The organism is Streptomyces liliiviolaceus, assembly GCF_018070025.1.
GTDB lineage: Bacteria > Actinomycetota > Actinomycetes > Streptomycetales > Streptomycetaceae > Streptomyces > Streptomyces liliiviolaceus.
In genome coordinates, this window is the sequence record NZ_JAGPYQ010000001.1 from 7,622,397 (window position 1) to 7,642,507 (window position 20,111).

Genomic DNA, 20,111 nt, shown 5'->3' on the forward strand with positions numbered 1-20,111 from the left:
CATGCAGGCCCCACGCGCGTCACGCATGGGGCCCGTAGCACTGCCGTACGGGTCCTATGGACACTACGGGCGCGGGTTGACGACCGGCGCTAGGAATGGACTCGGCGCTCCGTGCCAGGACACCCGCAGCGCCTCGCGCGCCCGCGTGCACGCCACGAATAGCAGGTTCAGCTCGCCGTTCAGGTCCTCCTGGTGCTGCTGTGCGTCGACCTCGACCGCGGTGACGGCCGACTTCATCGGCACGGTGCCGTCATTCACGCCCGTGACGGCGACGCAGCGGAACTCCAGCCCCTTCATCCGGTGCATGGTACCGATCCGGACACCGGTACCACCGCGCCCAGCACCGAGCACGCACGCGGCGACGCCAGCCTGCTCCAGGGCCTGGGCGATGTCCCGCCCGAGCTGGACGAAGCGCACGGCAACCCCGATATCCTCCGCCCGCACCCCCGCGCCGGTCCAGTCCCGCAGGCGGGCCACCAGCGCCTCGATCTCTTCCGGCTTCGTGGCATACCCGGCAGTCTCCGGTCGCTCTCCATGCATGGTCGAGCGGTATCCCGCCAGCGTCTCGTTCCCGCCGTCCATGTCGTCCGGCTCCTCACCGGTCAGCAATGAGGCCGACCAGGCCAGGATTTCCTGCGTGGTGCGGTAGTTGATCCGCAGTCGGTGCGAGCGGCCGACGACGCGGACGCCGAGTGAGCGCAGGGACACCCGGTTCCCGTAGATCCGCTGGTAGGTGTCCCCGGCGAGGAACAGATCGTCCTGGCCGGGAGTGACCAAGGTCCGCAGGAACCGCCACTGCGCGGGGTGCAGGTCCTGCGCCTCGTCGATCACGACATGGCGGTACGGCCGCTTTTCCCGGCCGTCCAGGACGCGTGCCGCCTCCGCGCACACCTGAAGGAACGTCCACTCGCCGGCCTGGCGCAATTGCTCCTCGAACGCGGTGACAGCTCGCCATACCTGAAGGCGTTTCAGCGGTGGGAGCGCGGTGCCACGGCCGGTGCGCGGCGCCTTCAGGTACTCCTCCGGGGCCGTCAGGGCCTGCGCCAGGACGATCTGACGCCACTCCTGGTCGAGAAAGACGTCCGTGAAGTCGACCTCCAGCCGCCGGGCGATGCGCGCCCAGCGGGCGGTGATCTCCTTCTGGTCGACGACCATCTTCAGCGGGGCGCCGCCGTGTTCCGCCCGCACGATCTCGTTGGCCAGGGCGTCGACGTTGACCACCCGGATCTTCGCTCGGACGTTCTCCTCCTCGACCAGCAGCGTCAGACAGCGCTCCAGCTCGGCCGCGAGGTCCCTGGTGAAGGTGGTAAGCAGAATGCATCCGTCGGGGGCGTCCTCGGGAAGTTGCCGGGCCAGGTGATACGCCCGGTGCAGGGCGACCACCGTCTTCCCCGTGCCGGGCCCGCCGGTGACCCGGGCCGGCCCGGCGTAGCGCTCGTGGTACGCCACCCGGTACTGGCTCGGGTGCAGAAAGACCCTCCAGGCGTCGAACGGCCGCTCCAGGATTCCTTGCAGTTCGACGGGGCCCGACACGAGCGCGACCCGGCCGCGGGAACGGGCCATCGCGGCTTCCAGCTCATCGCCGTCATCGGCTCCGGAAGTCCGCCCGGCGGTCCGGGCATACGCCTGCACCAGTTCCCGGTCGATCGCCTCGGGCTTCATCCCGGTCGCGAGTCCCAGCAGCACGTCGTACTGATGCTCCGGCATCACCTTGTGCAGTGCTTCCAGATGTTCCTCGTCCGGGATCAGCCGGATGATCGGCACGATCTCCTCGTCCACGCCGAGGCTGCGCAGCACCTTGTCCGGGTAGTCGGAGGCGGGGAACAGGCGGGTCGGTTCTTCGGCGGCGAGCGCACGCAACCCCGCGGTGGCGCGTTCCAGGGCCACGTCGTTGCGTATCTCGATGCCCTGCGTCGCCTCGTTCACCGACGCGCGGTGCTTGGCGGCCCAGTCGTTGGCCTTGTCATGGGGGAGCACCTTGAGTAGCAGGTAACTGTCGCCCGACTCGCCCTTGAGGACAACGCCGCGCCAGAAGCCGGTGATGCGGATGGTCCGCAGCCGAGGGTCCTTCTGGTGCGTCAGCTTCTCCAGGTGCAGCCCGGTGTGCGTGGCCGCCGTGAACTTCTCGAACACCTCGAAGACCCGCTTCTGAACGGGTTTCTCCAACGCCGCGAACTCCAGCAGGAAGTCCCGGTGCATCCCCAGCGTCGCCATCCGTGCCCCTCCAGAAGACTACGATCACTTTACTGACCGCTGTCGATGTGCAATGCCGGTCCATACGCGCCAGGGCGCGAAGGCTGATGGCCAGGGTCCGCCTACGGCGCGGGTCAGTTGACTCGGCGGTTGCCGGGCGGAACCTCGCTCCGGTGCATTCCCACGACGACGGAGCCCGGTCCGCCGACGGACAGACTCTCGCGTATCAGGTCGATGACGTAGTCCCAGCCGGTGCCGCGCGAGCCGATCCATCCGTCCCTGAGCAGCGTGGTGAAGGTGGTGTTGTTCAGGTACCGAGGAACTGACTCCTCGACGATGCGCGTACCGCCGGACGGCCCGTCGGCCTCGGGGCGTTGGAGCAGTTCCTGGAAGTGCTCCCGGGTCAGATACATGCCGGGGATGAGAGCGGCGGAGTTCATCATGAAGGGAGTGGTCCGGCACAACTTGACCATGCTGGGAGTGGGGACCAGGCGCGGGTCACCCAGCGTCGCCGAGCTTTCTTGGCTGGATCGAGACCACTCGTCCTCAGCCTTGCACTCGTCGTCCACGGTCTCCATCCGCTTCACTTCCCGCTCGCCGGTGGCATCGTGCCAGTACACCCAGCCGGGCCCGCTCTGACGCATCCGCTTGTACTGGACCATGGCCACGCTGCGGGCGTGCTCGTTCACGTAGATCATGTCGACGCCCATGACGGTCTCGGCGTTCGTGCGATTGGCGTTGTACACGAATAACCGATGGCGGGATTCGGAGTTACGACGGTAGATCCGCCAGCCGACCTGCACGGCGTCCTCGCCCTCCATGCCAGGGAAGCGCAGGTAGTCGTGGACGATCTGCTGGTCCTCGATCTGCCGGAGAGCAGGCAGCCCTTCGATGAAGGGGACGGAACGGGATCGGGGATCATCCCCGCTGAGCGGTTGTTGCCATGCTTCGAGCGCATCGCGGTCCGCGCCGAACGTCTCCATGAGGGTTCCCACGGCATCCTTCTCAAGGCTCCGCTGTTCTCCCTCCCGACCTGTCGGAGGATTGGCCCCCAGGCTGTTCTCCAGGTCGTCCAGCGTCTCATTCAGTTCCGGCCGCAGATTCCGCACGGCGGCGAGCAGGTTGTCGCCAGCCGCGGGAGACAAACGACCGTCGTCCTTGAGGTATCGGCGGCCGGCCCCCATGGCGCCCTCAAGATCGACGAGCGGCAGCGGAACCCGGAGTGCGGTGAAGTCACGGGCGAGCAGAGCGCGTTCGTAGGTACCCGACCGCCTGCCCGGGAAGACGCCGCCCAACCCGATAATCCTGCGCTGCTCATAGCGGGCGTGACGGTCCGTGATGAAGGCGAGACACCACACACGCGGCTTCCTCCAGTCCTTGTACGGGTACGCGAAGGTCCGCTCACCGCGGGTCAGCCAGGCCGGAGACTTTTCGGGGAGCCGCTCCGTCATCAACGCGGTGCTGTGCACCAGGGCGACGGCGACCATCTGCGACCTCCTGCATCGTGTAAACCTGGAGGCTTAATTGTTGGCCAGGTTCCGACCGTCAGGGCTCAGTGGCCGTCAACCGGCCATGCGAATGGCGATGATTCGACGGTGACGGACCTCATCATGCGCCTGGCCACCGCGCGAGAACCCCTCGGCGCTGCAACTCCCTTATGTGGTCCGCCATCCGTCCCGGCATGGGACCGCCGTTCAGCAGGACGCCCGCTTCGATGTTGCGCTCAGCGCCCGCCGCCGTGAGGTTGGCGCTGGAGAGGAAGAGGATCCGGTCGTCGGCCACGGCCAGTTTCGCATGCAACCGGCTGCCGGGAGTGGGACGTTGGCCCGTCGGCCAGTGCCAGAGCCGCAAGCCCGGTATACGGGAGAAAGCGTCGCCCGGTTCGCTCCCAGAGAGAAGCCCACCCGCACCTTTCAGCGTCTCCACGACGATGTCCACCGTGACGCCTCGGGCCACGGCCTCGGACAACGCTGCGGTCAACGGTGCGTACGAGCGGGCCGAGTAGGTAACGGCGACGAGCCGGTGCTGCGCCGCGCCGACCACCTCCGTCAGCACCTGGGCCGTGGAGCGGCCGGGTGTCCCGGGTGTGGAGGGGCCGCTCCACACCGCACGGGCCTCGGTGTCCTCACGCCGCCGGGTCCAGGCCGCCGCGTAACCCCGCAGATACGCCGCCGTCTCCGCCGAGGGAACGCCGTCCTCCGTCATCGACGCCAACAACTCCGATACGGCTTCCAGCGCGGCTGGCGTCTGGAGCCTACCGAGGATGTACGCGGGGGAACGGCCCTGGGAGAGGAGCGTGGCCAGCGCCTTAGTCCGTGTGAGCCCGAGCGAGGCGGCGGCCGTCGCTGCCGCCGCCTCGAAGCGTTTGCGGCTCACCGGGTCGATCCGCTCACCCGAAGTCCGGGATGAGAGCCAGCGTTTTCGGGTCGCCTGCCAGGTGAGTGATGAACCGCCGGTCCAGGAACCGGTTGCCGCGCTCACACGTCGTCTCGGACACGAACAGGCAGGCGTGGCAGGCGGCACCGTGCAGGAAGTCCTCCGGCGCCTTGGGAAGACGCTCGCCGCACAGCGGGTCCGAGGAGCACCGCCCCGCCTTGTACAACGCCGTACGTACGATCCTGGCCAGCCGGTTCTCCCCGGTGCTCGGGTCCTGATCGGCAAGGGAGACCAGCCCGCCAAGCGTGCCCTCCGAGTCCGGGACGGCCGTGTAGATGAGGATGCCTGTCCGCCGCTCCTCAGCGTCGCCGCTATAGATCCGCTCGGCCAAACTCGCCGAGTTGTAGCCGCACTCCATCGCGATGGTGCGGATGAGTAGATGGGAGAGCGTGTGCAGAGCGATGTAGCGACTACCCGGCCAGCCTTGCATCAGGTCGGAGCCGTCCTGGATTCGTTCCGACCTCCGGTGCTCACGGAACCGGCCGAAAGCCGCGGCGTGTGCGGCGAGGGCGTCACTCGACGCGACCCGCTGCTCCCACTGCTCGATCAGGTGATCGTCCACCCGCAGGAACAGCCCCTCGCCACGCACCTCGCTGGCCGGCACCCAGCCGCGCTCGCGCCGCCCCAGGTCCACACGGGTGACCAAGCCGGGGTCCTCCGGATCGGGGGCGTCGAGCCGAGTGAAGCCGATAAGGGCCCGCACCTCGCGCAGTCGTTCCGCCTGCCGAAGCTGGGAGAAGACGGTGGACAAGGGCCCGCTGAGCGAGGCGTCCACCAGCGCGAAGTCTTCAGTCGGGTCGGCGGTCTTCGCAGCGGACAGCACCTGCCACTCGGGGGTCAGCAGGTCCGGAGGGCCTGGCGGCTGCTCGGTCTCGCCCGCATCGCCCGACAAGGCCGCGCGGTAGGCGGACATGGCCTGCCAGACCTGTCCGGGTTCGTAGTCGCGAAGGTAGCGGTGGTGCTTCGACTTCTTGGCGAACATGGCGATCTCCGCCTCATCCTCGAAGTCCTCCAGGTCCGGCCAGCGTTCCTCGACGAGCTTGCGCAGCGAGTCGGTCCCGGTGTCGGGCAGTGCCAGTGCGCTGAGCGTCACGGGGAACCACTGGTTGGACGCGCCCACGACCAGCAGATACGGCGTCTCGTCGCAGGCGTCATAGACGCCGTCGAACTGCGGGTGCCGGCCACGGCAACGGGGCAGGTTCTCGCGGCCCTTGTCGCCCATAGCGTCCCGGATGTTGCGCTTGGCCTTCTTGCATACCAGGCATTCGAGAGAAACGTTGGCCGCGAGGTTGCCCCCGTTGTCGCGCATCCGCAGCGTCGGATACGTCGTGTCGGGGCAGGCGCGGCCCTCGTGCACGAATTCCGTGTACGGAAACTCGTCGAGGTGTCCTTTGACGCAGGCGAGCGCGAAGCGGGCGGCCACGGCCAGAGGCTTGCGGCCCTTCTTCTTCCGGTAGCAGTTCTCGTGGTAGAAGCGCGCCTCGTCGGGGCGGCGCGCGTTGATGTTCTCGAACCCCCACTTGCCCGAGCCCAGGGACGCCAGCTCATTGCACGCCGTACAGCGCAGCCACTGCGGGAAGGGGGTCACGGGCACACCGATCCGTGCCGCGTTGCCCTTCGGGTCGGTGTCGGTGCCGGGGATCCACGGCGCGGCGCGCAGCTCTCCAATCTGGTCCGCGCCGTAGCGCCGCAGGGCTCGATTGACGGCTCCACGGAGCCGGGGCTCCTCGATCACCGGATCGGGCACACCGGCGTAGTTCCAGTGGTCGAGGCCCTTGACCATGACGGAGAAGTTGGGCAGGTCGACGAGAGCGCCGACGCCACCAGTGAACATGAGATGGCTCGGCCGTACCGCCCCCACCCGCCTGAAGTATCCGCCGCCGCTCATGAACGCCGCCCCCTGGCCGTGCCGTTGTCGTCGCCGTTCCCGTCCCGGTCCGGCATCTCGCCGTGCTCGTCGCCGCTCGCAGTGTCCGGGCCGTCTCCACCCTCGGCGGGCGGTCCGAACTCCCAGGGGTTTCCGGCCGGAGCCGACAGCACAGTGTCCGCAGACAACAGCATGTTGATCTCGTTCTCCGTCTCGCGCATCGACTGCGGGACGGTGAGCACGTCCCATCCACTGCCGTCCGCGTTGCGCAGCAGGCCCAGCACCGTCTGCTTCTGCCGGGTCTGTCCCCGGTAGCCAAGCCTGCCCTGCTCACCCTTCTTGGCCGTCCAGGCGTCGCGCAGGGCATCGATCCGCTCGGCGAGGTAACCGCGCGCCCGGTCCCCGTCCACGGCCTCCGCGCGCGCCAGCATCCGCCGCTCGACGTCCCGCACACGCGGGTCGTCGAGATCTACCCCCTCCGCGTCCACGTTGTCGGAGAACTCGTCGCAAGCCTGCCGCACGGCGGAAACATACGTGGCGGTGGTGCCCCGGTCGAGCGCCCGCCGCGTGAACGGGGTCACCGACAGCGCCTCGACCTGCCGGTAGAACGTCGCGTGGTAGTGCTCGAAGTCCTCGAAGTGAGCGAGATCCCGGGGCCTCGCCCAGTTGTAGAGCGTGATCACGATGCCGGGCCGCTTGGCCTGGCGTCCGACACGGGAGGACGCCTGGATGTACTCGGCGGTGTTCTTCGGCTGTCCGGTGACGACCATCAGGCCGAACCTTGAGACGTCCACGCCCACCTGGAGCATCGACGTGGCCAGCACGTGGTCGACCGGCCTGCGGTGCAGCGGGGCGGGCAGGACCCGGGGCTGACGAGCCCTTCCGGCGTCCCGCAGCTCGTCGACGATCGCCTTCTTGCGCACCGACGTGTCGTGCTCCGGGTTGAAGCCGATCTCCAGCCGCTTGAGGGTGGCACTGATCTCCGTCGACGAGATACGGGAGGTCAGCTCCTGAAGGTTGAGCATGTCGGTGTCGCGCAGCAGCCGGTTGGCGATGCCCCGGCGGCTTCCGTTGGCCCGCAGCCGGCTCGGCACGTCGTCGTCCAGGACACGTCGCATACCGGCGAGTTCTTTGGTCGCGTTGAAGTATCCGACCACCGTCATGTAGGGATCGGCGGGAGCGCCGTAGAGGTCGAACATGTGCTGCCCGGCGAGTAGCAGGATCTCCGCGACACGGATCTCGGCGGCCTTCATACGCACCCCGTGCGCGCAGACACCGTAGTAGCGCCGCCCGGGGTTGTCACGGGTGACGTCGACCTGCTGGGAGAAGAAGGTGTCGCCGACGTCGACCACCTGCGGCGGGAAGATCGCCAGGTCCCGAGCGAACACCCCGAGCACCTGGGCGCGGGCGTTGCGGGTGGTGGCCGTCGACGCGACGATCTTCGGCCCGGTCTCCCTGAGCTGCCCGTGGGCGTCCTTCGTCCGCCAGGTGCACAGCTGGTCGACAGCCGACTCGAACAACCCCACCGTGGTGCCCAACGCCCCGGAGATCAGGTGCAGCTCGTCCTGGATGATGAAGTCCGGAGGCCGCAGCCGCCGTAGCATCGGCCGACTGGTCACGGCCTTATGCCGGTCCTTAGCGTTGTGCCGGGACCCGCAACCGATCTCCTCGTCAAGGTCGTCGTGGCGGTAGCCGTGCCGCTCGCAGTAGGCGCTCACCCGCCCGAACAACATTCCCGCATAGCCGCGCCACGGCAGCTGGGCGAGCTTGTCCACGGTCGCGATCAGCAGGCTCGGCACCAGCCGGTAGATCTCCTCGTCGACCGTGAGGATCGGCAGCCCCTCACCCCGCGCCCGCATCCGGGAAAACGGGCAGGGGCCCGTGTCCTCTCCCCGGGGGCAATACACGATGACACGCCGCCGTACGTCGTCCGGTGCCACGTCCCGCCACGCGCGCAGCTCCTCGCCGCACCACGGGCAGGACAACACCTGCAGGACGTTCGCATGCCGCCCCGAGGCGGACTCGTTGGCCTCGGCGATCTGCTGCGCCGCGTCTCCGTACCAGTTCGGCGAGACACCGGCACCGACCCACAGCCCAATACGGAACGGCTTGCTGCCCCAGACCGCCTCATCCTCCCTGCGGAGCACCTCCGTCGCGCACACCAGGGCGGAGGCGCGCTGGAACTGCTGGGCCGTCAGCAGCCGCAGCGTGTACCGCATCAGTACGGCGACGCCGTCCCGCCCCTCGCGGGCGTCCTCGCCCTCCCCGACGACCTTCTGGAGCCGCCGGATGGCGAACGTGTAAGCCGTGAGACCGAGATACGCCTCCGTCTTACCGCCACCGGTCGGGAAGAACAGGAGGTCAACCGTGGCAGTGCTGTCCGCCCTGCGCTCCTTGTGCGCGGGGTCGGTGAGGGAGCACAGGTTGAGCAGCACGAACGCCAGCTGGAAGGGATACCAGCTCGCGGCCAAGGGACCGCGTGCATCGACCTCGGCGTAGGCCGCCGCGTACGTGGGCGGCTCCTCACCGCCCTCAGCTCGCAGCGCGGCCGTCGCCGTGGCCCGACGCTGCATGGCCATGGCCCGGTTGGCGAAACGGAACGCCCGTAGCGCGTCGCGGTCGGTGTGCAGCAACTCGATGCCGAGGGCGATCCGGCCGCACGCGTCACGGGCCTCGTCGACCGCCCGCAGCGCGGTGGTCCGCAGTTCGCCCGACAGCGACTCCGCCTTGACGGCCTGCTGTTGCAACCAGCCGTCGTAGCCGTCGGCCAGCGGCTGCAGGGCCTTCAGCAGCTCGTCGCGCCGCTCCCAAACGGCCAGTTCGGCGAGCTTGTCCATGCTCACCTCAAGACCGGCGAGCAGCGGCTGCCGAGCCGTGTTCGGCGCGACCGTGGCCGGCACGTCCTTCACCGGCAGCCAGGTCGTCTCCAACCTGACCGCGCGCCGCCCCTTCGGCAGGACACTCGCGTGTACGGCGACGTTCCGTCCGTGCGCGTGCTTCAACTCCTGCCGGTACAGCAGCCGCAGATGCTGTTCCTCGGGGTTCTCCAGGATGTGGCCAGGCCCATCGGACAACGGGTCGTCGATCGGCAGGAAGACGCTGGACTGCCCGTCGAAGGAGGTGACTTCCAACTTCGTCTGGAACAGCCATTGTCCGTCCCGTAGTTCACGGGACTCCTCCAGCGCGTTGATCAGCGATACGTCGACGAAGCGCAGGTTATCCGCGCCATCGACGGTACCGGGGCGCTCCCGTACGTGTACGTCGAGCCGGATGCAGGGTAGGTCCGGGTTGGTGTCGTCGACGCCCTCCAGAACCTTGCGGACAGTGCCCGGCGAGTCGACGTGAATGTCCACCGCGTACCGGACGGGCTCGCGCGACCACGCGCGCACAGCCCGGCCGTCGTCGGTCTTACTGTCGCTCTGCCGGTATCGGCCCCACGACGCGACGACGCTGAGAATGCCCACATCGGCCGGCACCAGGAAGCTCAGCCCCATGGACGACGCCCACAGCCGTCCGGCAGCCTGTGGAGTGAGTCGCTCCGCGAGCTCAGGGTCTCGCCCGTCCCCCTCAGCGCTGACCTCGGTCTCCGCCTGGCCCGCCGCTACGTTCACGGGCGCGTCGGTCGGTGCGGGCCGGGGCCCAAGAAGTCCGACGAGGTAGCGGTCACGGGGCCCCGCACTGTGTGGGGCCAGCGCCTCGGTCTCGTCCGCCCACGGCCCCAGCAGATCCCGTGAGATCAGATCGCCGAGCTCCTCCCGGACGTCGTACGACGTCCCGGACCGAAAGGTCTGCGGGACCTCGTCCACGGGGTGGGGAACGCCCGGCTCCGGAACAGGGGCGTTCTGTGGTGACGACGGCATACGCGTATCCCTCCCTGGGCGCGAACCAGCACCCGCGAACAACGATAGGGGGACCCACTGACATTGGTGGGGTCCCGCTGAGCCGCACAAGGCCGTGCCGGTTCGGCAACGACTCGAAGCTGCCTCGAGGGCCCAGCTCGTTTCGTGGACTCGCCGAGCTACCGCAAGCCCCGCGGTGGGACACCACTTCAGACTCGGGCTTCACGGCGGCACGACAGGCATTGGTGCGAGCTTGTTCTCCGCCCCTTTGGCCGTGATGCGCCCGGGTCAGCTCCTGGAAGATCAAGCACGACCACGTGAACACGGTCGTCCGCGACGGCTGCGTACCCAGCTGTGGTCGCTGGAGACGCGTGGCGCATCAGGCGTTGCGTCATGAGCAGGTCTCTGCCGGAAGAGCGGTAGACCATCGTTCCGTATCGGTGTCTCAGCTGGTGGTAGCGCATGCGGATGCCGATCTTTGCAGCGATCCCGGCGACAGTTCGGGAGACGGATTCAGCACGCGTTCCTCCCCAGAATCTGCCGCTTCCCGTCAGGTCGAGTGCCTTCATGACGACCGGTGGCACCGGGATGGTGTCCGTGCGTCCACCCTTGCCTGTCACGCGGAGTATCGCTGTGCCGTCATCGAGAGTTGATAGGTCTTCCCTGGCAAGTTTGGCCGTTTCGTGCGCGCGGAGGCCACAGAAGGCCCCTAGCAGGATCCAGGTCCTGTGCGCTCCACGTGTGACTGCGGTAAGCCGCTTGAGTTCATCTTCTGGGAGCGGATGAGGTGTTGACCGGGGTGCTGCGGGCTTGCGTATGCCCTCTATGAGGTCCACCCCCAGCCACTTTCCAAACGCCTGGAGATGATTTAGGTAGGTTCTGCGCGACCATGGGCGTAAAGGGCGTACGGCGAAGTACGCGATGACATGATCGACCTTGAGCTGGCCTGCGGTTACGCCGGCAGAGCGGGCTATGGCCTTGATGCAACGTACTCGGGCTCCGATGGTGTTGGTCGAGTAGCCGTCCGCTCGCTGAGCCTCAGTGAACTTGTCGAGTGTCATGGGGAACGTCATGTGCCTGGTCGTGGAGCGCTTACCGTGACGCGATGAGTTTGGCGAGATCCGCCCCTAAAACGTCCTGAGCTGCACTCTTGGCAACCGGCGATCGTCTGGTAGCGAACAAGGGCCAGTCGTTCCAGGGGTCCAACGTGCTGGGGAAGGGCTTCATCGTCACCCCTGAACAGGCCCACGCCCTCATCCAGCGCGACCCTCGCAACAAGGACGTCCTCTTCCCCTACCTCAACGGCGAGGACCTCAACTCCCGCCCAGACTGCTCAGCCAGCCGCTGGGTGATCAACTTCCACGACTGGAGCGAGGAACGGGCCCGGGGATACCCCGAAGTATTCGCCATCGTCGAGAGAGACGTGAAACCCGAACGACTCAAGAACACCAACCGTCAACGTCGCGAGATCTGGTGGCGGTTCACCCGTCCTGCAATGGATCTTTACCGTGCCATCTCCAACTTGGACCGTGTTCTGGTGGTAGCGCTTGTCAGTCGAACGGTCATGCCAGCTCGTGTACCCAGCCGCCAAGTCCTCTCTCATAAATTGGGAGTCTTCGCTACGGCCGAAGATAGCGACCTCGCCCTACTTTCGAGTTCATTCCACTCAATTTGGGCATGGCGCAATTCATCAACGATGAAGGCGGATCTCAATTACTCTCCGTCCGATGTTTACGAGACATTCCCTCGGCCTGCCACCACTGCCGAAGTCCGAAGCAATGGGGGAATTCTCGACAGGCTGAGATTTGATGTGATGATTGCCAGAAGCGTAGGACTCACAAAGCTATACAACATGGTCCATGACCCTGCAGTGAAGGATAGCGACATCGAGTCTCTGCGCGAGAATCACCGGAAGATCGACCAGTCTGTACTCGAGTCCTACAATTGGCAAGATGTCGACCTCGCTCACGATTTCTATCCAAATCGACAGGGTATGCGATTCACGGTCGCACCATCGGCTCAGATTGAAATCCTAGACAGGCTTCTTGAGCTTAACCATGGTCAGCATGATAATAACTCACCAAAAAATTCCCCCCATGCAATGGATCGGCATGCCATTGCGGCCGGATCGGCAGTTCATGGTCAGGAACGTCTAACTCCGGTACGCGACGGGGATACTCTGTTCTGACATACTTCTCAGAACAGAGTATCCCCGTGGAGTGCGACGACTCCTTCACTGTCGCGCATCAGTGATTGCTCCAGTCGTTCACGGCTTGCCACATCTGCTTCTCGATTGAATCGCGCATGGTTGAGCTCAAGGAGTCTGTCCAGGATCTCATTTTGCACAACTGGAGCGACAGTGAAGCGGACCCCATTGCGGGTTTCATGGAATCCATGACCGAGGTCGAGGTCGCCCCATTCGTAAGCTTCAGCAACCGCCTCATCGACAGCTTTATGACACTCACGAAGTTTACTTATGTCACTAGCAGAAACCTTTGGATCATTGACCAGGTTATAAAGTTTCGTAAGGCCGCATTCCCGGTTCCGCATGATTACAGTGCGAGTTTCACTTAGGTTTTCCCCAAGAGATTCCAAGAGAGGGAGATGTTGCGGCATGGGAAATGTTTCAAAGCAATCGGACGGAGTGTACTGAAGGTCGGATTTCAGAGTCGCCGAATATTTCCATGCCCATAGTACGTGAATGCTTGAGTTCAGTAGGGCCATTACATCAACACGGTCACTAGCAAAGAGAACGATCTTCTCGTTCAATACCTGACCCGTGGGCACGATGGTCGCCATGGCCGTTCGGCTCACCCGTGCTACCACCAGGACACGATCGAGATCCGCAATCGCCCTGTAGAGCTCAGGACGGCTTCTTTCGTAGAGCCACCAGCGCTCTCGGGCATTCTTGCTGTGTGTAACGCGAAGGCGGATCGGTTTCACGTCTCTCTCGACGATGGCGAATACTTCGGGGTATCCCCGGGCCCGTTCCTCGCTCCAGTCGTGGAAGTTGATCACCCAGCGGCTGGCTGAGCAGTCTGGGCGGGAGTTGAGGTCCTCGCCGTTGAGGTAGGGGAAGAGGACGTCCTTGTTGCGAGGGTCGCGCTGGATGAGGGCGTGGGCCTGTTCAGGGGTGACGATGAAGCCCTTCCCCAGCACGTTGGACCCCTGGAACGACTGGCCCTTGTTCGCTACCAGACGGTACGGCCGCCCCGAAACCCGAGACCGCGGATCAAGCGACGAAGTGATACCCCGGACCGCGACGCCGTCCAGCACCCGAGTGGCTTCCGCACCCAAACCCGGCTTGGTGGTCCACACAGCGCAGTACTCCAGCGCCGCAGACCGCGAAGGCCAGCGAGCGCTCTTTACTGCTCGACGTACCTGGATGCCATCGTCGAGTAGCTGGTCAAGGCCGACCTCCCTAGTGTCGCCCTGGGCAAGGGTGTTGGTAGCGATCAGGCCCGTCTGGCCGCGCTCGCTGAGCAACTGGTGGGCCCGGAGCTCGAAGTATGCGACGAGGTCCGCGCTACCTCGCTGCCCTCGCCCCAGTCCAAGCACGAGGTACTCGCGGTATGCCTGCCCGAGCGCCCCCGTCAGTTTCTGGCCGCCGAGGAAAGGAGGGTTGCCGATGATGGCATCGAAGCCGCTCTGGTCCGGCTCGAAGACCTCGGGGAAGACGAGAGGCCAGTGCACGGGGAGGCGAACGAAGCCGTCTGTGGGGAGATCCTTGCTCAGCCAGTCCAGAGCGCGCCTCCGCGCGTCGTGAATCACGGGGTCGGAGTCCCGGACCGACTCCGAGGCGACCATGCCGGCCAGCTCCGCAGCCTGGATGTAGGTAGCGCTCTGCAATGAGTCCCCGCCACCCGCTGAGGCGAGACCAGCCCCCGTCGTGAGGTCGCCGATCAGCCGCAGGCGTTGCAGGTGTTCGTTGGTGGCCGCGAGCAGGCGCCGCTTCTCATCCAGGTCGGCAATGGTGTCGCTCTGGATTCCGGCGATGGCCTGCCGGTTGTCTGCCGCGCCGTGGACGCGAGCACGCGCACGCTCGGTCCACCCCTCCTCGAAGGCTCCCCGGTGGAGTTTGCGGCCCGCCTTCGGATCGAGATGGACGCTCTCGATCTGCTCCAGGTTGGCGATACCCAGCAGCGAGTCCCCCGCCACCAACCGGTCGTCCAGAAACGTGAACGGTCGTCCCGGGTCCATGGAGATCAGCCACAGCGACAGCTTGGCCATCTCCACCGCCATGGGATTGATGTCCACCCCGTACAGGCAGTGCTCGATGATCAGACGTCGGGCGCGGACCATCACCGGGTCGCTCTCGGCGTCCGCCGCGGTCATCGCGCCCGCCTGGTCGCGGTGGCTGCCGCGGAAGGCCAGGGCCTCCTCGTCCTCTGCCTCGACCCAGGTGTCGACGAGACGGTCCGCAAGGTAGCGGCAGGCGGCGACAAGGAAGGCGGCCGAACCCATCGCGATGTCGGCGATCTTAAGCTTCAGGATGTCGTCCGCGCCGATGAGCTTCCACTGCTTGTCGTCCGCAGTCTGGAGCGGGCCCGGACGGTAGACGAGTGGCTCCAGTGCTCCCACGGCGACCTGCTGGGCCAGGACACGCGGCGTGTAGTGGGTGCCGGTGTTCTTGCGGAGGCGGGACTCTGTGACGTACAAGCCGTCCTCAGGGATCACCACCGGCAGACCGCGAAGGTCGTCGCGGAGGAGGCCGTGGAAGGGGAGGATGCGCTCGGCCAGGTCGCGGTCGTTCTCAGTGACCGCGAGCAGGCGGTGGGTCGCCTTGCCCCGCACCTGGTCGTCTCCAGGGGCGAGCAGCTTCTCCATCTTCGACGCCGCGGCCGGCGGCCTGGGATCCTTCAAGTGCTCGTACAGCTTCTTCGACAAGCCCGGTAGATTGGACTTCTGACCGGAGATGGCGCGTGCGCCCACTCCGAACGGGGCAGCCAGTTCCTCCAGTTCGGTCAGGCTCACCTCGTGTTCCAGGCCGGGCTTGCCGATGAGCCCGAGCACGGTGTCCTGGGCGCGCTTGCCGTCGTAAGAGAGGAGGCCCTCGTAGACGTAGCCGATCTGCTCGACGTCGAGGGCGCGGAACGTCAGCCGGCGCCGCTCCCTGTTGACGACGACGAACTGCACCGAGTCGAGGACGTGCAGGACGGTGCGGTCGTCGATCGGGAGGAGGGAGGTGTGGCCGTCGGACACCCGCGTGGCGTCGTCGTCCGTGGCGTCTGCGCCCTCCGGCACCGCCTCCAGCCAGGGGAAGCGCTTCGGGTCGAAGATCGAGCCGTCGTACGCGGGCAATGTGAGCAGGGGGTGGTTCACTCCGCCGTGGACAGCATGGAAGAGGGCGATCAGCCGGTGCCAGGCGGCGGTGGTGTGGTCCAGGGAGTCCTCGCCGTCCGCGCGGCGGCGTTTGTCCAGCGTCTCGTACAGCCGTCCAGCCGAGTACGCCTCCGCGTAAAGCTCGTTGTCAGCGGGCAGTAGGCCCCGTTCCTCGGCGAAGAGGAGGAAGACGACGCGCATCATGACCGCGACGGCGCCCCGGTAGACCTCGCTCGCCGGTACGCCTGACAATCCCTTACCGCCGCGTTTGACCATCCTGGCCTCGGCGCGGCCGATGGAGTCCACCAGGAGTTCGACGGCCTGGCGGACCTGGATGCCGAGGGCCTCGGTGACGTCTTCCTGGCCATCCAGGCTCTCGCGCAGCAGCGCCGGGAGGAGTTCGTCCGCCGGGCGTCCGAAGAACCGGCCGCGGCGGAGGAGGGACACCCAGGCGCGGACCGCCACTAGGTCTGCCGCCTCGTTCCAGGCAATGGTGTCGAAGGTGGCGCTCGTCGTGACGCCGCCGGGCGGTGCCCAGACCAGGGACCACCAGCGGCCGTCGGTGACCAGGCCCAGCTCGACCCCGTGGTGGCGCAGGACATGGGCGAGCCGGTCGACTCCGCTCGCTGCCCAGGAGTCGTCCCTGATGCGGCGGGTCGGCACGGTGTCGGGTGGCAGGACCAGGCCGAGGATCGGTACGTGCTGGACGCTGGCAGAGGTGTCCGGTTCGGCGGTCGGGTCGGTTCCGGGGCGGACGAGGGCGAAGTCGGGGCGGACGGTGATGTCGGCCCCGGGCGGGCTGACGGCGAACCGATCCAGCAGCGTGTCATCCTCGGTCAGGCTCTCGCCGTTGTCGCCGAACTGTCCGGCGCCCTCCCGCAGATGCAGGGCGTCGTCCCATTCCAGCAGGGTGCGCAGCTGGAAGCCGATCCAGTCGAGGCGGCCGGCGCCCTTGCGGTCGTCCTGCCAGATGCCGTGGTGGAGACGGATGTCGGCGCGACGGCCACTGGGGACGCCCTCCAGTTGTGGCCAGGTGCGTAGCAAAACCGGCAGAGTGAGGAACGGGCCGGACACCTCGACGAGGTTCAGCCAGTCCAGGTGCTGCTGCTTACCGTCGGACGCCTTCGCAGCACGGATCGTGGCGGCGGAGGGGCGGCGGCTTCCAGAACGGGGCATGGGGCTCATCAGTAGGCTTCCTTGGCGGGGATGACGAAGACGACAGCGACCGGGAAGAGGTGGTCCTGCGGGGCGCGGTAGCGGGCGGCGATCGCGGCGAGTTCGCGCTCGCGTTCGTCCTCCACTCCGTCGAGCCGGGCGCGCCAGCGTTTGCGGTCGTCGGCGAGCTGGCGGCGTTCGTCGGGATCCTGTAGCTCGTCCAGGCCAAAGAGCGTGTCCATCCCGCCCGTCGGGGAGGCCGCCGTGACGGAGGAGGTCTCGCCGAGCCGGTTCCGCAGAGTGCGCTGGAGTCGGTCGAGGGTGGCATTGATGCGCTGCTCCTCATCGGCCTGGCGCTCGGCCAGCCGGTCCATCAGGGACACCTTGCGTTCCTTCCCGCGCGCGTCGACGGACTGGGTAAGGCCCTCGTAGGTCTTCGGCCAGCTCTGCTGGAGCCGGTGGAGCAGGCGCTCCTTGGCGGGGCGGCCCTCGGTGAGCGCGCGGTCCAGGATCGAGGCGACCGCCTCCACTCCGCGCAGCCGACGCTGCCAGCCGTTGTCGCCGAGCCAGCCGCCCGCGTGCAGGATCTCCTCATGGAGGCGCTGCCCGTCCGTGCCGACCAGCACGAAGCGGGCGTATGCGCCGACGAACGTGGTCTCCAGGGCCGGGTCGTCGCTGACGACGGCCGTGATCCGGCGCAGGTCGACGTTGTCCGCGTTCCATACGGCTGCGCGCAGCAGCCGCGTCGACATGGCAACCAGCGGATGGTTCAGATGGGCCAGCACGATGTCGGGGCGTCCCAAGGCTGCCTGTGCGTCGAAGGTGACCGGGCGCAGGACTTCGGGGCGGAGCTTGTCTGGCAGGCCGCGGGTGGCGCGCTCCCACGAGCCGGTCAGCGAGGGCACAGTGTAAAGGCCCTGCCGGAAGTCGTCCTCGGACGGCGCGTTCTCGTCGAGGCACGGTACGAGGGGCTGCTGGCGGGCCAAGTTCAGCGCGGTGTTCACCACGCGGGCGACCCGGTCCGGGGTGATGCCGAGTTCTACGGTCGTCTGCTTCAGCTGGGTGCTGAGCCGCCGCACCTGCTCAGTGACGTTCTGCTCAGCGTCCACCTTGCCGCCCGTGGGACGGCTCTTGATCTTCTTCGCGCGGGCGTGCTCGATGTCGAAGTCGCTGAGCTGGCCCGTCATCCGCAGCTGCACCTTCTCAGCGAGTACGGCGTTGACCTCGCCGAGGTCCTCCTCCATCTGCGCGACTTTCCTCGCGATACGGGCGAGAAACTCCAGGTCGGCCTCGTACACGTCCGTCCTGGCTTTGTCCCAGGCTGCGCCGACGAAGTGCATGATCTGCGGGTTGTATCGCTGGCCGTAGCGGTCGATGCGGCCGATGCGCTGTTCGAGTTTGTTGGGGTTGAACGGGATGTCATAGTTGATCAAATGGCGACAATGATCTTGGAGGTCGATTCCTTCGCTGGCGGCGTCAGTCGCGATGAGGATGCGCACCGTGCCCTCAGGACTGGTGGGCGGTTCCTGGAAGGCGAGCCGGATTTGCTCGCGCTCCTCGGCGTTCTTCCCGCCGTGGAGGGTGAGGACGCGGCCCACCTGGGCCAGGCCCTCCTGCTGGAGCAGGTTCAGCAGCCAGTCCTGGGTGTCGCGGTACTCGGTGAACACGACGACCCGCTCGTTCCCCCATCTCCCGGCGGTGAGGCAGATGGCCTTGAGGGTCTTGACGAGCTCCTTGGCCTTGGCGTCGGGGGACGCCTGGTGGGCCTGGCCCCAGCGGGCCATCCGCTCCAGCAGCTCGGCCTCTTCCTCTGACGATCCCGGGGTGACCGTAGCGGCACGGGTGATCGCGTCGTGCTCAGCTTCGGCCAGTTCCTCGTCGTCGAGCTCGGCGGCGTAGTCCTCGTACTGCGTGATCCACAGCGGGGTCACGACCGGGGCCGGAACCTCCTTGTTCCCGCCTGGCTTTGCCTTGGCGCGTACTGATTCGAGGTGGACCGCGACGGTGTGCGCGAAGGAGGCGGGGGACGAGAACAGCCGCTTCTTCAGCAGCAGGGTGACCAGGTCGACGGCTTTCCGGCCGCCGCGCCGGTCAGGCGCGACGCGCTTCTTGCGCAATTCGGCGTAGCGGGTGAGGAGGGCGTGGATCTCGCGCTCGGTGTCGGGGTACTCGACGGGCAGTGCCTTCGACTCGCGGACATGAAAGCGGGGGTTGCCTTCCTCGTCGGTCACGGAGGTCTTCAAACGTCGTACGACGGTGTCGTCGAGGGCGACCTTGTCGGGTTCGCCGCCGCGGAAGAAGCGCTGGTTGTCGATCAGTTCCAGCAGAGCCGTGTACGACTCCTGGTAGCCGTTGTGCGGGGTGGCGGAAAGGAAGAGCCGGTGCTCGAAGTGGGGGGCGAGGCGTCGGATCAGCTTGGTCTGCTGGGAGTCGACGGCGTAGATCTGCTTGGGCGCGCTCGGGGCGACATGGTGCGCCTCGTCCAGGATCAGCAGATCGAAAGTACGGCGCCCGGGGCGACCCGGCAGCTCCGTCGCCCCTCCCGGGGGCAACACCTCGTCGATGAGCCGCTGCGCCTTGGGCGTGCGCAGCCAGGGGAGGCTGACGATGGTCAACGGGAATACCCGGAACGGGTTGGCGGCGCTGCTGTGCGTTCGGCGCAGCTCGGCGCAGCAGGCAGAGTCGACCACGGTAAAGTCGAGGCCGAACTTCTCGGCCATCTCATCTCGCCATTTAAGGGTGAGCCCCGCCGGGCAGACGACCATGACGCGGTGGGCCCGGCCGCGCAGCCGCAGCTCCTCGGCAACCAGTCCGGCTTCCACGGTCTTGCCGAGACCGACATCGTCGGCAAGCAGCAGATTGACGCGGGGTGCGCCGACGGCGCGGGCGACCGGTTCCAGCTGGTACGGCTCGATGGCCACCCCTGACCGGAAGGGCGCCTGGAGCGTCTTCACGTCGGCGGAAGCGACGGCGGACCAGCGGACGGCGTCGAGGAAGGCCGCGAGCTGCTCCGGCGGGTCGAACGCTCCGGAGGAGGCGTCCGGGAGGGAGCCGGCGGGGAGGACGCGGCGCCCCGGCTCGACCTCCCAGATCACGGAGAGGGTGTCGCCGTAACGGCCATCGGCGACGGACTGCAGATGCACCACGGTGACATCGCCAGCAGGGGCGGCTTCGACTCCAGACACCACCCAGTTCTGGCCGCGTACCTGGACGAGAGCGTTCTCCTCAGGCGGCGCGACTATTGCGGAGGCTTCGGAAGTACGGGTGGTTCCGGGCATGCGGACATCCTCCACTATCGC

Annotated in this window: 9 protein-coding genes; 1 reads left to right on the forward strand and 8 read right to left on the reverse strand. The window is 66.9% G+C overall.

The window, feature by feature from the left end:
* Positions 1-63: 63 nt before the first annotated feature.
* The 6 genes from J8N05_RS32480 to J8N05_RS48220 all read right to left on the reverse strand — a co-directional run bounded on the left by J8N05_RS32480 (position 64) and on the right by J8N05_RS48220 (position 11,408).
* Positions 64-2,214: a UvrD-helicase domain-containing protein gene (locus J8N05_RS32480; RefSeq protein ID WP_210889119.1), complete on the reverse strand. Its 2,151-nt coding sequence runs from the start codon at positions 2,212-2,214 to the stop codon at positions 64-66.
* Positions 2,215-2,327: 113 nt separating this feature from the next.
* Positions 2,328-3,680: a hypothetical protein gene (locus tag J8N05_RS32485; protein ID WP_210889120.1), complete on the reverse strand. Its 1,353-nt coding sequence runs from the start codon at positions 3,678-3,680 to the stop codon at positions 2,328-2,330.
* 121 nt (positions 3,681-3,801) lie between these two features.
* On the reverse strand, positions 3,802-4,569 hold the full coding sequence (gene drmC, locus J8N05_RS32490) for a DISARM system phospholipase D-like protein DrmC (protein ID WP_210889122.1): 768 nt from the start codon (positions 4,567-4,569) through the stop codon (positions 3,802-3,804).
* A gap of 13 nt (positions 4,570-4,582) precedes the next feature.
* Positions 4,583-6,517, reverse strand: coding sequence for a DUF1998 domain-containing protein (drmB, locus tag J8N05_RS32495; protein ID WP_210889124.1), 1,935 nt, complete (start codon positions 6,515-6,517; stop codon positions 4,583-4,585).
* A complete protein-coding gene (gene drmA / locus J8N05_RS32500; RefSeq protein WP_210889127.1) occupies positions 6,514-10,356 on the reverse strand; it encodes a DISARM system helicase DrmA in 3,843 nt (1,280 codons plus the stop codon). Before drmA ends, drmB begins: the two co-directional genes overlap by 4 nt.
* 188 nt (positions 10,357-10,544) lie before the next feature.
* A complete protein-coding gene (locus J8N05_RS48220; protein WP_407699948.1) occupies positions 10,545-11,408 on the reverse strand; it encodes a tyrosine-type recombinase/integrase in 864 nt (287 codons plus the stop codon).
* 77 nt (positions 11,409-11,485) lie between these two features.
* On the opposite strand from J8N05_RS48220, the gene J8N05_RS32510 reads away from it, so the two are divergent.
* The gene (locus tag J8N05_RS32510) at positions 11,486-12,523 is read left to right on the forward strand and encodes a type IIL restriction-modification enzyme MmeI (RefSeq protein ID WP_210889131.1); all 1,038 of its coding nucleotides are present in this window, start codon (positions 11,486-11,488) and stop codon (positions 12,521-12,523) included.
* An 8-nt stretch (positions 12,524-12,531) separates the two neighbouring features.
* Here the strand turns inward: J8N05_RS32510 and J8N05_RS32515 are convergent, their stop codons facing one another.
* Both J8N05_RS32515 and drmD read right to left on the reverse strand, forming a co-directional pair.
* Positions 12,532-16,842, reverse strand: coding sequence for an Eco57I restriction-modification methylase domain-containing protein (locus tag J8N05_RS32515; RefSeq protein WP_210889134.1), 4,311 nt, complete (start codon positions 16,840-16,842; stop codon positions 12,532-12,534).
* Complete coding sequence (gene drmD / locus J8N05_RS32520; protein ID WP_210889136.1) at positions 16,842-20,090, reverse strand: DISARM system SNF2-like helicase DrmD; 3,249 nt, start codon at positions 20,088-20,090, stop codon at positions 16,842-16,844. The genes J8N05_RS32515 and drmD overlap by 1 nt, the downstream gene beginning before the upstream one ends.
* Positions 20,091-20,111 lie beyond the last annotated feature (21 nt).

Excerpts from the sequence above, each read along its gene's own strand:
- drmB (WP_210889124.1), bottom strand. The coding sequence starts at position 6,517 with ATGAGCGGCGGCGGATACTTCAGGCGGGTGGGGGCGGTACGGCCGAGC.
- drmD (WP_210889136.1), bottom strand. The coding sequence starts at position 20,090 with ATGCCCGGAACCACCCGTACTTCCGAAGCCTCCGCAATAGTCGCGCCG.
- drmA (WP_210889127.1), bottom strand. The coding sequence starts at position 10,356 with ATGCCGTCGTCACCACAGAACGCCCCTGTTCCGGAGCCGGGCGTTCCC.
- J8N05_RS48220 (WP_407699948.1), bottom strand. The coding sequence starts at position 11,408 with ATGACGTTCCCCATGACACTCGACAAGTTCACTGAGGCTCAGCGAGCG.
- J8N05_RS32485 (WP_210889120.1), bottom strand. The coding sequence starts at position 3,680 with ATGGTCGCCGTCGCCCTGGTGCACAGCACCGCGTTGATGACGGAGCGG.
- J8N05_RS32515 (WP_210889134.1), bottom strand. The coding sequence starts at position 16,842 with ATGAGCCCCATGCCCCGTTCTGGAAGCCGCCGCCCCTCCGCCGCCACG.
- J8N05_RS32480 (WP_210889119.1), bottom strand. The coding sequence starts at position 2,214 with ATGGCGACGCTGGGGATGCACCGGGACTTCCTGCTGGAGTTCGCGGCG.